Annotated in this window: 15 protein-coding genes; all 15 read left to right on the top strand. The window is 68.2% G+C overall.

All coding sequences use genetic code 11. From position 1 onward, the window contains the following. The first annotated feature begins 18 nt into the window (after nucleotides 1-18). The 15 genes from A4E84_RS29800 to A4E84_RS29740 all read left to right on the top strand — a co-directional run bounded on the left by A4E84_RS29800 (nucleotide 19) and on the right by A4E84_RS29740 (nucleotide 12,747). On the top strand, nucleotides 19-726 hold the full coding sequence (locus A4E84_RS29800) for a hypothetical protein (protein ID WP_159029633.1): 708 nt from the start codon (nucleotides 19-21) through the stop codon (nucleotides 724-726). Nucleotides 727-833: 107 nt separating this feature from the next. Continuing rightward, nucleotides 834-1,667 carry a phage major capsid protein gene (locus tag A4E84_RS29795; RefSeq protein WP_062929489.1) on the top strand — a complete coding sequence of 278 codons (834 nt, stop codon included), beginning with the start codon at nucleotides 834-836 and terminating at the stop codon, nucleotides 1,665-1,667. A gap of 33 nt (nucleotides 1,668-1,700) precedes the next feature. Beyond that, nucleotides 1,701-2,078 carry a hypothetical protein gene (locus A4E84_RS29790; protein ID WP_062929488.1) on the top strand — a complete coding sequence of 126 codons (378 nt, stop codon included), beginning with the start codon at nucleotides 1,701-1,703 and terminating at the stop codon, nucleotides 2,076-2,078. Between the two features lie 2 nt (nucleotides 2,079-2,080). After that, nucleotides 2,081-2,392 carry a hypothetical protein gene (locus A4E84_RS29785; protein WP_062929487.1) on the top strand — a complete coding sequence of 104 codons (312 nt, stop codon included), beginning with the start codon at nucleotides 2,081-2,083 and terminating at the stop codon, nucleotides 2,390-2,392. A 10-nt stretch (nucleotides 2,393-2,402) separates the two neighbouring features. Beyond that, on the top strand, nucleotides 2,403-2,783 hold the full coding sequence (locus tag A4E84_RS29780) for a hypothetical protein (RefSeq protein ID WP_062929486.1): 381 nt from the start codon (nucleotides 2,403-2,405) through the stop codon (nucleotides 2,781-2,783). Continuing rightward, nucleotides 2,777-3,397, top strand: a complete 621-nt coding sequence (locus A4E84_RS29775; RefSeq protein WP_062929485.1) for a hypothetical protein — start codon at nucleotides 2,777-2,779, stop codon at nucleotides 3,395-3,397. Before A4E84_RS29780 ends, A4E84_RS29775 begins: the two co-directional genes overlap by 7 nt. A gap of 9 nt (nucleotides 3,398-3,406) precedes the next feature. Further along, entirely contained in the window at nucleotides 3,407-3,676 is a 270-nt protein-coding gene (locus A4E84_RS29770; protein WP_062929484.1) for an HK97-gp10 family putative phage morphogenesis protein, read from the top strand. After that, entirely contained in the window at nucleotides 3,676-4,104 is a 429-nt protein-coding gene (locus A4E84_RS29765) for a hypothetical protein (protein WP_062929483.1), read from the top strand. The genes A4E84_RS29770 and A4E84_RS29765 overlap by 1 nt, the downstream gene beginning before the upstream one ends. A 58-nt stretch (nucleotides 4,105-4,162) precedes the next feature. Beyond that, nucleotides 4,163-4,333 (top strand): hypothetical protein, encoded by a 171-nt coding sequence (locus A4E84_RS43060; protein WP_159029632.1) that lies wholly within the window; start codon nucleotides 4,163-4,165, stop codon nucleotides 4,331-4,333. 1 nt (nucleotide 4,334) lies between these two features. Continuing rightward, nucleotides 4,335-4,892 carry a phage tail tube protein gene (locus A4E84_RS29760; RefSeq protein WP_062929482.1) on the top strand — a complete coding sequence of 186 codons (558 nt, stop codon included), beginning with the start codon at nucleotides 4,335-4,337 and terminating at the stop codon, nucleotides 4,890-4,892. A gap of 22 nt (nucleotides 4,893-4,914) precedes the next feature. Beyond that, entirely contained in the window at nucleotides 4,915-5,322 is a 408-nt protein-coding gene (locus A4E84_RS29755; RefSeq protein ID WP_062929481.1) for a hypothetical protein, read from the top strand. A gap of 155 nt (nucleotides 5,323-5,477) precedes the next feature. Further along, on the top strand, nucleotides 5,478-5,603 hold the full coding sequence (locus A4E84_RS45275) for a hypothetical protein (RefSeq protein ID WP_257784353.1): 126 nt from the start codon (nucleotides 5,478-5,480) through the stop codon (nucleotides 5,601-5,603). A 4-nt stretch (nucleotides 5,604-5,607) separates the two neighbouring features. Continuing rightward, complete coding sequence (locus A4E84_RS29750; protein ID WP_062929480.1) at nucleotides 5,608-7,788, top strand: phage tail protein; 2,181 nt, start codon at nucleotides 5,608-5,610, stop codon at nucleotides 7,786-7,788. Further along, entirely contained in the window at nucleotides 7,788-9,437 is a 1,650-nt protein-coding gene (locus tag A4E84_RS29745) for a hypothetical protein (protein WP_062929479.1), read from the top strand. Before A4E84_RS29750 ends, A4E84_RS29745 begins: the two co-directional genes overlap by 1 nt. Nucleotides 9,438-9,441: 4 nt before the next feature. Continuing rightward, nucleotides 9,442-12,747, top strand: coding sequence for a fibronectin type III domain-containing protein (locus A4E84_RS29740; RefSeq protein ID WP_062929478.1), 3,306 nt, complete (start codon nucleotides 9,442-9,444; stop codon nucleotides 12,745-12,747). Nucleotides 12,748-12,791: the final 44 nt, after the last annotated feature.

Here is a 12,791-nt window from a genome sequence, read left to right as displayed (position 1 = left end):
CACAAGGAGGACGACGTCATGGCCACTCCCACCGAACCGCAGAACCCGCAGCAGGGCGCTGGAGACCCGGGCAAGGCCCCGGAGACCCAGAACCCGCAGGAGCCCGCGAGCGGCCCCACGGCCGGCTCACAGGGCCAGGGTGACGGCGGTACCGGCAAGGCCCCGAAGTTCGAAGGCGAGTTCGACCCCGCGAAGGCCCAGCGCCTCGTGGAGAACCTCCGTGCGGAGGTCGACTCCGAGAAGACCAAGCGCACTGCCCTGGAGACCCAGTTCTCCGAGTTCATGGGCAAGTTCGGCTCTCTCTTCGGCGGCGGTGAGGAGAAGAAGCTCACCCCCGAGCAGATCGCCCAGAAGGCCCAGGAGTCCGACCAGCAGGCCCGAGCGGCCACCGTGAAGCTCGCGGTGTTCCACACGGCCTCGAAGCATGGTGCGGACCCCGAAGCCCTCCTGGATTCAGCCTCGTTCGAGCGCGCGATCAACAAGCTCGACCCGACGTCCGACACCTTCGCGGCGAACGTCGAGGCGGCCATCAAGAAGGCCGTGGAGGCCAACCCCCGGCTGAAGGCCCAGGGCGCTCCCCCGGTGCCCGCGCGGGGCGGTGTCGACATGGCAGGCGGCACGAGCGGCAAGCGCCAGCTCACCGCTGCCGAGGTGGCCAAGCTCAGCCCCGAGGAGCTGGTCAAGGCCCGCGAGGACGGCCTCCTGAAGGACTACCTCGCCTCCTGACGAGACGCGATCAGGGCCCTGCGGCTGGGCCCGGCCTCGTCATCCCCGGCTGACGCACGAGGTGCGAGGCCGCGTCCACAAACCCCTCTGAGACCACAGGAGAACTCATGGTCTTCAAGCCCGAGGTGTGGGCCGCTCAGGCCCTCGTCTCCCTCCGCAAGTCCCTGGTCTACGCAGGCCCCGGAATCGTGAACCACGACTACGAGGGCGAGATCAAGAAGCAGGGCGACACCGTCCACATCAAGATGCTGGGCGACGTCTCCGTGTTCACGTACAACCGTGGCGACACGATCTCGTACGAGGACCTCGCCGACGCCGAGATGACCCTCAAGGTCGACCAGTCGGACGCCTTCGCGTTCAAGGTCGACGACATCGACAAGGCCCAGGCGGGCGACGAGATGGCGGCCCGCACCGACGCCGCGTCGTGGAACCTGAAGAACAAGGCCGACGCCTACGTGGCGAGCCTGTACACCCAGGTCCAGTCCTCGAACGTCAAGGCGGCCACCGCGATCACCGATGGCGACAAGGCGTACAACGGCCTGATCGACCTCGGTGTCCGGCTGGACGAGTGCAACGTCCCGGACCAGGACCGCTGGGTCGTCGTGCCGCCGTGGTACTACGGCCTGCTCCTCACCAACGACAAGTTCGTCCGCGTGGACGCCTCGGGCTCCTCGGCGGGCCTGCGCAACGGTGAGGTCGGCCAGGTCGACAACATGCGCGTCCTGAAGAGCAACAGCGTCCCGATCATCAGCGGCGACGACTACGCCGTCATGGCGGGCTACTCCGGCGCGATCTCCTTCGCGGACCAGGTCACCGAGGTTGAGGCCCTGCGCCTGGAGACCACCTTCGCCACCGGAGTCCGTGGCCTGCACCTCTACGGCGCGAAGGTCATCCGCCCCGACGGCCTGGCCGTTCTGACCGCGTCCAAGACCGCCGTCTGACGGCTCGTCCAGATCACCTGAGAGGTATCCACCATGGCGCGTACCGCCGTTCCGATCTCCAACCTGGTGGGCAACGGGTCCCTCGCGGACCCGGCCGGGACCACCCTGGACGCCACCAACGACCACGTCATCAGCCTCTCCTCGGTCCACGCCGAGGAGCTGGTGATCCGGGTGACCAACACCCACACCTCGGCCCACACCGTCACCCTCAAGGCCGGTGGGACCAACCCGCCCGCCTGGCGCGGCGGTCAGGGCGACATCACCGCCTCGGTCGCGGCCAACACCGGCGTGACCTGGATCGGTCCGGTCTCCAGCTCTCGCTTCCAGCAGGCGGGCAGCAACCTGTACGTCGACATCGAGTCGGGTCACACCGGCACGATCACGGCGTTCAAGGTTCCCCGGGGCGTCTGAGCATGGCCGAGACCGGGTTCTTTCGGGGCGAGGGCGGCCACGTGTGGGAGCTGGACCTCCCGCTGACCGAGTCCTTCGCCCGTCGTGAGCAGGAGGGAGGGCTCGTCCGCGTCAACGAGGACGGGTCCGCCTTCCAGGGTGAGGCCGAGGAGCCCGAGGCTCCCGGCACTGAGCCGGCCGCCCGGCCGAGCAAGAGCGCCTCGAAGAAGGACTGGGTGGCCTACGCGGTCTCCCAGGGCGCTGACGAGGCCGAGGCGGAGTCCCAGACCCGCGACGAGCTGGCCGAGGCGTACGGGGACACGGAGCCCCAGTAGGGGGTGTGCCGTGGCCTATGCGACGGAGCAGCAGCTCATCGACTATCTGGCCCCCGACCCGACACCGGCGAACGCCGCCAAGGTGCTCGACCGGGCCTCGGACGACATCGACGGCCTCCTGATCGGCGCCGTATACAACACGGACGTCAACGGGATGCCGACCGATCCGAAGGTCCAGACGGCCCTGCGTATGGCCACGCTGGCCCAGGCCGAGTACCTGGTGGCAACGGGCGATCTCACGTGTGCCCAGCGCCAGGGGGGCCGCGTCCAGGTCGGCGGAGTCGAGTACACGCGGGGCACCTCGGGAACCGAGCCGGGACGCATCGCTCCGGCAGCTCTCCAGGCGCTCCGGGTCTCTGGGGCCCTGAACCGCTGGGTGGTGACGTGGTGATCCCGATCCTCACGGGTTCCGTCACGATCACCCACCCGGACGGTGTGGATACCGGCACGTCCGTACAGGCGCATGTACAGCCGGAGACGGGCGGCAAACCGGCCGACGGGCAGGTGGACTCCAGCCCCACGTACCGGGTGTTCCTCCCCGCAGGGACGGACGTCCGCTTCAACGACCGCATCCGCTGGGACGGGCTGCTTCTCCAGGTACTGGAGCAGCCCGCTCGGTGGCCCTCACCGTTTGGCGGTGCTCACCACGTGGAGGCCATCGGCACCGTCATGCCGGAGGTCATCGTGGATGTCCTGCGCGGCTCCGTGGAGAACGAGTTCGGGGACCTGATCCCGGACACGACTCCCGTCCTGGCGAACGTCCCGGTGTGGCTCACCGAACAGTCCCAGACCACCTTCGTCCCCGCCGATCAGCGCACGACGGTGATCCGGAAGCTGATCGGCCTGGTGCCGCCCGACACCGACGTCAGGGAACGCGACCGCCTCCGCCTGGAGGACGGCGTCACGTACCTCGTGGAGGCCGTCACTCGGCCTCACAGCCCCGTAGAGCGGGCTGACCTCCGCCTGGATCTCCGCCTGGTCGAGCCGGGCCTCAACACCCCATAGGAGGCCGCGGTGACCCGAACACGCATCACCATCAACTCCGGCTGGGAGCTGGAGATCCAGCGGGAGGCCGACCGCAAGGCGGAGCAGATCACAGAAGAGGTGGCCGAGGATGCCCGGCGCCTGGCTCCGGTCGACACCGGGCACCTCCGGGCGTCCATCCGGCCCGAGGGCAACCGGGTCATTGCCGAGGCCGACTACGCGTCCCACGTGGAGCTGGGCACCGAGGAGCAGCGGGCACAGCCCTTCCTCCGGCCCGCGCTCTACCGGAAGCGGGCTTGATGCCCTACCCCTCCACCGAGCTGGTAGCCACCGCCTGGCTCCAGCAGGTCCCCGACATGCAGGCGGACGTGGGCACCGAGCTGCCCAAGGACCCAACGACCTGGCCTGACGGCTTCGTGCAGGTGATGACCGTCGGCGGCACCCCCGGCATCCATCTGCCCATGCGGCGCCCTGTCGTCCAGGTCGACTGCTGGGCGGCCACGCCCGGCAGTCCTGAGCCGCCCTGGGGCCTGGCGAGTCACCTCGGGGCGCTCATCCTCGCGGCCACGTACACAGCCGGCCAGCGCCTGACGGAGCTTCCCGACCTCTTCGGCACGGTGCGCGTGCAGTCCGCCTACGCGGTCTCCGAGCCCCGCCGCATCCCGTCGGACGAAGCCCGGTTCGCCCGGGTCCAGTTCGACCTGCAACTTCACTGGTCGGCGGCCTGACGCCCCGCAGTGCTTCCCGGGCCAGCGCGGCTGCCCGGCTGATGAAGGGACTTCCCCGATGAAGGTTCGCACCACCATGCAGCCGCACCTGGACATCGAGGTCACCGAGGCCGAGCGCCTGGACCTCCAACGTCAGGGCCTGCTGCTCCCCGACGAGGCCGAGGGCGACTCCGCCCAGGCCACCGACAAGACCACCGACGCCAAGGCGTCCCAGCGCAAGGGGGCCTGACATGGCCGTCACGACCACCGACCTGATCATGGGCCCGGCCGATCTCTACATCGGCGACTTCGGCGCCACCGAGCCCCTGGACACTGCGATCAACACCGCTCCCGGCGTGGCCTGGACGGATCTCGGCGGCACGCAGGACGGCGTGAAGCTCGTGATCGACCAGACGTACACCGAGCTGGAAGTCGACCAGATCGTCCAGGTCCCCGGAGCCCGGAAGACCAAGGAAGTCCTGACGGTCGAGACGAACCTCGCCCAGGCCACGCTGGACAACCTGAAGGTCGTGCTCAACGGCGGCACCACGGCCTCTGGCACGGGCTACAAGTCGTACGAGCCCGCCTACGCGACCTCGGCCACTCAGCCGACGTACCGAGCCCTGCTGATCGACGGCTACGCCCCGCAGGGCTTCCGTCGCCGCGTGATCGTCCGGAAGGTCCTCTCCAACGACAAGGTCGAGTCCACCTACAAGAAGGACGACCAAACCCTGTTCTCCGTGAAGTGGGCCTCCTTCTACGTCACCTCCTCCATCGCCCCGTACAAGGTCATCGACCAGACGGCCTGATCATCCAGAAGGAGCCACACCCATGGCTGCTGCCCGCACACCCCGGGCCAGTACCGCCAGGACCAAGGCGGTTCAGTACGAAGACAACGTCCAGGAGCCGGAGATCATCGAGATCTCCACCGGCCAGCGACAGGCCGAGGAGATCGAGCGCATCCCCGTCTTCTCGATCGACGGCACGGTGTACACGATCCCGAAGATCATCCCCCGCTGGATGACCATGCGGGTCCTCAAGGAGGCCCGAGCCCACGGCCAGGAGGTCGCCAGCCAGATGGGGATCGAATTGATCCTGGGCGAAGAGGCGCTGGAGGCTCTGAACGCCTGCAACGAGCAGGGCGAGGTCTCCGACGAGCAGTACGACGCGATCCTGGACAAGATCCAGAAGCGCGCCTTCGGCCAGGCCGCCCAGCAGGGAAAAGCCTCGAAGCGCTGAAGCGCTCGATCGTCGAGTGGGTCTGGGTCACCGAGCACGAGGAAGACCTCGATGCCGACTTCCTGGGCATCTACGGCATCGACCTTGAGCGGGACGAGATCAGCGGTCCCCGATTCCTCTCGCTGGCCCTTCGCACGCACGCCTTCCAGGGCGTGATGTCGGCCCGCGCGGCTCACGAGGAGCAGCGCAAGCAGGGCGTGAGCAGCACTTCCACCCCAGAGACGCACGTCGAGGACGTGAGCCTCCTGGACCCCGGCCTGGTCGAGAGGGTGGAGGTGTGAGCCCGTGTCGTTCCAGATCGCCAGCGCCTTCGTGGACGTCGATGCCGACACCACCGGCGCGATCCGTGGCGTCAACCAGTTCATCGCCAAGCTGACCCTCCTGGGCCCCACCGCCATGGCGGCCGGCTCAGGCGTGGCCATCGCGGCGGGCGGCATGGTTACGGCCTTCGCCTCCGCCGGTGCGGGACTGGCGGCCTTCACCCAAGCGGTGAAGCCGCAGTTCGAGGACGTCAGCGAAGCCGTCAAGCTCTACGACAAGGCACAGCAGGCAGCCGCCGAGGGTGGCGAGAAGGCTGCTGCCGCGCAGAAGGCGTACAACGACGCTCTGGCCAAGATGCCTCCGGCTACGAGGGACACCGCTCGGGCCTTCATCGGCCTGCGCGGAGACTTCGACAAGTGGTCGGACTCCCTGGCCAGCACCACGATGCCGATCTTCACCCAGGGGATCGGCATCCTGCGCAAGATCCTCCCCTCTCTCACGCCTCTGGTGAAGGCCACGGCCACCGCCTTGGGCGGCTTCATGGACGAGATCGAGGCCGCCGTGAACGGCGGGGCCGTCGACCGCTTCGCGAAGAAGCTCGCGGAGACGGCAGGCGGCAACCTCACGAACCTGCTGGAGGGCGCGAAGAACATCGCCAAGGGCGTGGGCGGCATCATCATGGCCTTCCTGCCCCTGAGTGGTCAGATGTCCGGCGGCTTCGCGGAGATGACAGCCCGCTTCGCCGAGTGGGGCCAGGGTCTCGGCCAGTCGCAGGGCTTCCAGAAGTTCGTCCAGTACGCCCAGGAAAACGGCCCTCGGCTGCTTGAGATCGTGGGCGACCTGGCCAAGGCCGTGGGCAACATCGTCATGGCCCTGGCGCCCTTCACTGGGGCGACCCTGCTCTTGGCCCAGAGCTTCGCGCAGATCATCGCGAACGTCCCGACGCCGGTCCTGTCCGCCCTGGCGGGCATCATCACCACGCTGGTCATCGCGATGAAGCTGTGGTCCGCAGCTCAGGCCATCGTCGCTCTGCGCAACGCCATCTGGACCACTTCCCAGTGGTCGCTGAACGCCGCTCTGTTCGCCAACCCGATGACATGGGTCGTCATCGGCATCGTGGCCCTCATCGCGGCGATCGTCCTGATCGCGACCAAGACCGACTGGTTCTCGAAGGCGTGGACAGCCGCCTGGAACTGGATCAAGGAGTCCACGGCCACCGTCTGGAACTTCATCCGCAACAACATCTTCCAGCCGGTCGCGGGCTTTTTCACCGAGACCATCCCGGGCTGGTTCAACACAGCCAAGGACGGCATCGCCAGCGCCTGGAACTCGGTGAAGACCAAGACCTCGCAGATCTGGAACGGGATCAAGGACTTCATCAGCAAGGCGATCGACTTCATCGTCAAGATCTTCCTGAACTTCACGGGCCCCGGCTTGATCATCAAGCACTGGGACAAGATCAAGAGCGCCACCAGCGCAGCCTGGACCTGGGTGAAGAACAAGGTCTCCGAGCTGATCAACGGCGTGAAGACCGTGATCTCCACCGTGACGGGAGCGATCTCCACGCGCATCTCATCGATCTGGGGAACGATCAAGAACGCCACGTCGACCGCCTGGAACTGGGTGAGGACGACGATCTCGAACGGCATCAACAACGCCAAGAACGCGGTGGTCAACGCCGTCGGCCGGATCGCCTCCACAGTCTCCGGGATCAAGGGCAAGGTCATGGGCGCGCTCTCCGGGGCGGCCTCGTGGCTGAGGGAGTCCGGCCGGAAGATCATCCAGGGCCTGATCGACGGCATCAAGAACATGGCGGGCAACGTCAAGGACGCCATCGGCGGCGTACTGAAGGACGCCCGCAACCTCCTGCCGTTCTCCCCGGCTAAGGAGGGCCCGTTCTCGGGCAAGGGCTGGACCCTGTACTCCGGCCAGTCGATGATGACCGGCCTGGCCGAGGGCATCGACCAGAAGGGCTACCAGGTCAAGCGGTCCATGGAGGGCGCTCTCGCGCCTGCCCAGGCCGCCGTGGGCCTCTCCGGTCCCGTCGGGGCCACGCCCAGGACCGGGACGCACATCGAGAACCTCTCCGTCCACGTCAGCGGCTCCTTCGACTTCACCAGCCCTGCCCAGCGCCGCAAGGTCGCCGAGCAGATGGTGGCGGAGATGAAGGAAGCGCTCCGGAAGTACGACAGGGAGCGTGTCTGATGCCCGAGTCCGGTGGATGGGGGACGCTCACGGTGGGCCGGCTGGCCCTCCGGGAGGTCTTCAAGGTCTCCGAGTCCGGAGGCGAGAAGCGCACGCTCTCCGTCTCCGGCCAGGAGGCGTCCCCGCCCCTCACGCGCCAGCAGCTCGTGGACCGTCATGACGACCTGCTGGCCCTGGAGGGCTCCGTCCTCCCGGTGACGTTCGAGGACAAGCCCGAGCGCAACGGCTTCTACCTCGTCACCGGGGTCACCGCGGATCTGACCGAGTGGAAGAACGAGGTCCTCCTCTCGGACTGGAAGCTCGACCTCACGAGGGCGGGCACCGAGAACGAGACGGACCTCCAGAGCCGCCTGACGGGTGCAGTGCGCCAGAACGACTTCTCCCTGACCGGAGAGCGCTGGCACGCCCCGCCCATCGGGCACTACGGGTACTTCACCGGCTCGACCGCTCCCAGCATCCTCACGAGGACCGGGGCCGACGGGGCGATCACCGTGTACCGGGGCATCCCCGCCAACGTCTCCCCGCGCTGGGGGTGCAGCCCCTCGGCCTACATGGCCGGACGGGTCCGCTTCACCACGAGCACGGGCCGGGAAGTCACCGGCACGGACCGCCTCCTGGCGGCCACCGGCTGGTCCCTGAGCAACGGCCTGGTCAGCGTCGGGCCGGGCTCCGGCTCGACCCTCGCCGTCCAGTCCTACGCGGGCGGATCGTGGTTCACGAAGCAGTGGAACGTGACGGCCGGCTCAGTGCTCACGGGCTGGGACAGCGCCTCCCTGCTCCGCAACGAGCCCGAACACGTCATCGTGCGGCTGGTGAAGTCCTCGGTGCCCGGCAGGGTGACCCTGGACCTCAGCCTCCGGCGCGGCTCCCGGCTGATCGAGGGCTTCCTGAAGACCGGGGCGTCCTCCACGCTCTCCGTGTCCCTGGCGACGCCGGAGGGGCCCACCTCCACGGCCTCCTCGGGGTACGTCTCGGCGGCCTCGGAGGACGCGGACGGCAACGCCTTCCTGGCGGGCTCTGCACGGACGTTCACGGGCCACGCGGACGGCGGGGTCACCCGGTCCTCCACAACGTCCCTGGACTTCTTCCTGGGGCTCGTGGGCGGCCAGCCCGTCCTGAACGCCAACCCGTACTTCGAGACGGACGCCTCCGGGTGGACGGCTTCGGGCGGGACCGGAGGACGCTCCACGGACTTCGCCCACCTGGGCGTGGCCTCGTACAAGCTCACCCCCGATGGCGTCACCGCCACCCCGCTGATCTCCATGACGGCCACCGGTTCCCCGGCCGTCACCGTGGGCCAGTCGTATACGGGCACCGGGTGGCTCTACTCGCCCGCCGGGCACGGCACGGTGAACCTGGCCATCGACTGGCTGGACGTGAGCAACGCCAACCTCCTGACCTCTCAGGGCACTGTCAGCGCCCTCGGGGCTGGGCTGTGGACCTTCTACTCGGTCACCGCCACGGCCCCCTCCAACGCGGTGAAGGCGAGCCTGAAGGCCCGGTTGCCCGGCACCCCGGCCTCCTCGGTCGTCCTGTACGCCGACGAGATGAAGCTCCGCACAGCGGTCCCGTCCGGCGAGGCGGCCACCGACCTTCGCAACCAGTACATCGCCTCCCTGCCGGAGGCGGTCTATCCCGTCCGGAGGTGAGCGGATGAGCGTCAAGGAAGTCCTCCAGGCCCCCGGCTCGTGGGAGCTGAACCTCTCCCCGGCCACTCCTCGGGACGTCCTGGACGCCATCCACTTCTTCGGCCACCTGGCGATCGTCCCGGGTCGGCTCGACCCCGCCCAGTACGGAGACGGCCTTCTGACGGCCGCGCGGTATGTCGGTGTGGTTCGGAACAAGGAGATCTCCGGCAACCGTGGCGCCCCCACGGACGGCCTGAACGCCTACCGGATCTCCGGTGCGAGCATGGCCATCTGGCTCGGGGACGAGGACGGCAAGGGAGCCGTCTACGAGGCTCCCGTGGCCTTGACGGCCCAGACCTTCGCCAACTCAATCCGGGCGCTCCTGCCGTCCTCTGGGGCCGTGGAGGAGGGCACCCTCCACACGGTCGGCGGGACGTACACGGGCACGCACCGCTTCGAGGACCCCCGGACCGCGATCACGTACGTCTGCGGGGTCTTCACCACCGACCGGGACAACCCGGTGGAGTGGCGGGTCAACGGGGACGGCACGCTGGACGCGGGCAAGGTCAGCGACCTCTACGTCTCCGTGCCCACGTGCGTTGTCGCCTCCCTGGCGAGCGGCTACGACATGGATCTGACGTCCCTGGGAGGGGACTTCGAGACCCAGCGGGACGTGGAGGACTTCACGACCCGGGTCGTACTCCTCGCCGAGGGCGAGGGCGAGTCGATCGCCACGGGCTCGGCGGACATCATCGCCAACCCGTACCTGGACCTCCACGGCAACGCGGTCCAGATGACCCGCCTGGTCTCCGAGTCGGACACCTCCACGGGCAACGCGGACGCTCGGGCACAGCTCCAGCTCAACCGCTTCACGAGCCCTCGCGAGGCCCTGACGTTGTCCGCCGCGGATTACGACATCCGGGGATCGTTCGAGGTCGGGGACTACGTCTATGCGTACGACCCCGACTCGGGCCTGGTCGACCTGGACAACGAGATCACGTTCCGGGGCCAGCGGGTCAACCCGGTGGCCATCCGGGTCTCCGAGACCTCCTGGCCCATCACCCAGGGCCACACCGTGGCCTTCCGGGCCCAGGACGGCACCTGGTACGACCTCACGGACTACGTGGAGTTCGAGTCCCCGGGCTCGACCTCGATCACCGTGGGTGGCATCTCCCGGACCCTGACGTCCTCCAGCGGCCAGCCGATCGGCTCCCGGCCCAGCGTGGACACCTCGGTCCCCGGGGCCCCGCCGCTCAACACGCCCTTCTCCACCTCGAACTATCAGGACGCCCAGGGCCGTACCCGCTCGCGGATCATCGTGCAGTGGGACCAGCCGCTGAACACCGACGGCTCCACGGTCATCGACGGCGACCACTACGAGGTGCGCTGGAGGACCTCCGGCGGCACGGTCTTCCAGTCCGCGTACGCAGCCTGGGGCATCGAGCAGTTCGCCATCGAAGGCCTGGAGCCGGGCGTCTCGTACGTCATCTCGGTCCGGGCCGTGGACTCCAACGGCAACAACGGGGCCTGGTCGGCGGACGAGACCACGGTGGCCCAGGGAGACGTCACTCCGCCGTCGACTCCGGCGGCTCCCACGGTGGCCGGCTCAGCGCTCAACATTCAGGTCGTCCACACGCTGGGCAAGGCCAGCGGCGGCACCTACAACCTGGAGAACGACCTCGCGGCCCTGGAGGTCCACGACGGTACGTCCTCGGGGTTCACTGCCTCCTCGGCCACCCTCGTGGGCACCATGACGGCCAACTCCGGGATGCTCGTCAACAGCGTGGCGGCCGTGGGGACCTTCCCGGTGCCCGACGCCACCACTCGGTACGTCCGAGTCATCGCCGTCGACCGCTCGGGCAACAAGTCCCCGGCCAGCGCCTCGGCCTCGGTCACAGCGCTGCTGATCGACACGGCGAACATCGCGGACGCCGCGATCACCAACGCCAAGGTCGCCAACCTCTCGGCCTCCAAGCTCACGGCGGGCACGATCTCCTCCCAGGAGATCGTCATCGCGGGCGGCTCGGCCGGGATCATCCGCTCGGACAACTACACGAGCGGCACCACGGGCTGGCAGATCAGCGGTGACGGCAAGATCGTGGCCCGCAACTTCCGCACGGGCCAGGGTGGCTCCGGCGCTCCCGGCATCGCGGTGGGAGACGTCCCAGCACCCGAGGACGGAAGTGCTCCGGCGACGGCGTTCATGTGGTTCTACACGGGCGACTCCTCGGAGCAGCGCGGCGGGTACATCAACGTCAGCGCGGCCCCCACCGGAGCAGCGAACCGCAGGGCGTCCATGACGCTCCGCTCCCCTCGGTTCACCAGCTCCACCAACGGCTCGGCCGTGATCAACCTGCTCTCGGCCAACCAGGACGCCTCGGGGACCGCGCGCATCCAGTTCCAGACCAGCGACGGCACCGTGGGCCAGGCCGAGTTCCTGATGCCCCTGGTCAAGATGACCGACGCCGTCCTGGACATCGGCTCCAACGGGAAGCTGATGTGGAACGCCTCCACGAACTCGTACCTGAAGCACGCCACGTTGGTCGGGGACTCGCTTGGCCTCTTCAAGTTCTACGAGGCCGACACGGGCAACACCCAGGTCGAGGTCGGCAAGCTGTACGCCAACCAGCGCCAGGTGCACTTCCAGAGCCGTCAGAACGAGTTGGACAACAACTCGGAGATGATCGAGTACAACGAGTCGAACAACCGGTATGACTTCTATGCCGACGGCTCCCGGGACTACTCCTCGATCCGTGTGGGCCCCGGTCAGATCGGGACGCTCCCGGCCCGGGACGGCTCGATTGTGCTGGCGCACTCCGACAACTACACCAGCTCGGCGTACGCCCTCCAGCAGCTCGCCAATGGCACCACGCACGTCAACGCCAAGAGCGGTCAGGACCTGATCCTTCGAGTCGCTGACGTCGTGTGTGTCCGGATGAGCAAGCCCTCGGGCAACACGATCTGGGCGTTCGAGACGCCGCTCCCCACCGGCACCGGCGCGGCCGTCGTCTCATCTTCGGGCCAGCTCGTGAGGGAGACCTCCTCCATCCGCTGGAAGGAGAACGTCGCCGATCTGGACACCTCGCAGGGCATCCCCCTGTACGACCTCCGACCGGTCGCCTTCGACTGGAAGCAAGGGGTCGTGACCGCCCGGACCCGCCAGGCGGGCCTGATCGCGGAAGAGGTCCAGGAGCACATCCCGGACGCCGTGGTCCTGAACACCGACGGCGAGGTGGAGGGCCTGAACAACAACGTCCTGGTCTCCCACCTGATCGCCGCCGTGAAGGACCTGAACGGCCGTCTCGCAGCCCTGGAGCAGGGCGACCACTGACCAGCGCCCACAAGGGCCTCCACACCCGTACAGAAGGACAGGAG

The organism is Streptomyces qaidamensis (genome assembly GCF_001611795.1).
GTDB classification, from domain to species: Bacteria; Actinomycetota; Actinomycetes; order Streptomycetales; family Streptomycetaceae; genus Streptomyces; species Streptomyces qaidamensis.
Note: the sequence above shows the minus strand (reverse complement) of the source record. Positions and strands in the feature narration are given on the sequence as shown.

Excerpts from the sequence above, each read along its gene's own strand:
- A4E84_RS29760 (WP_062929482.1), top strand. The coding sequence starts at position 4,335 with ATGGCCGTCACGACCACCGACCTGATCATGGGCCCGGCCGATCTCTAC.
- A4E84_RS29745 (WP_062929479.1), top strand. The coding sequence starts at position 7,788 with ATGCCCGAGTCCGGTGGATGGGGGACGCTCACGGTGGGCCGGCTGGCC.
- A4E84_RS29795 (WP_062929489.1), top strand. The coding sequence starts at position 834 with ATGGTCTTCAAGCCCGAGGTGTGGGCCGCTCAGGCCCTCGTCTCCCTC.
- A4E84_RS29790 (WP_062929488.1), top strand. The coding sequence starts at position 1,701 with ATGGCGCGTACCGCCGTTCCGATCTCCAACCTGGTGGGCAACGGGTCC.
- A4E84_RS29755 (WP_062929481.1), top strand. The coding sequence starts at position 4,915 with ATGGCTGCTGCCCGCACACCCCGGGCCAGTACCGCCAGGACCAAGGCG.
- A4E84_RS29785 (WP_062929487.1), top strand. The coding sequence starts at position 2,081 with ATGGCCGAGACCGGGTTCTTTCGGGGCGAGGGCGGCCACGTGTGGGAG.
- A4E84_RS29740 (WP_062929478.1), top strand. The coding sequence starts at position 9,442 with ATGAGCGTCAAGGAAGTCCTCCAGGCCCCCGGCTCGTGGGAGCTGAAC.
- A4E84_RS29800 (WP_159029633.1), top strand. The coding sequence starts at position 19 with ATGGCCACTCCCACCGAACCGCAGAACCCGCAGCAGGGCGCTGGAGAC.
- A4E84_RS45275 (WP_257784353.1), top strand. The coding sequence starts at position 5,478 with ATGTCGGCCCGCGCGGCTCACGAGGAGCAGCGCAAGCAGGGCGTGAGC.
- A4E84_RS29765 (WP_062929483.1), top strand. The coding sequence starts at position 3,676 with ATGCCCTACCCCTCCACCGAGCTGGTAGCCACCGCCTGGCTCCAGCAG.
- A4E84_RS43060 (WP_159029632.1), top strand. The coding sequence starts at position 4,163 with ATGAAGGTTCGCACCACCATGCAGCCGCACCTGGACATCGAGGTCACC.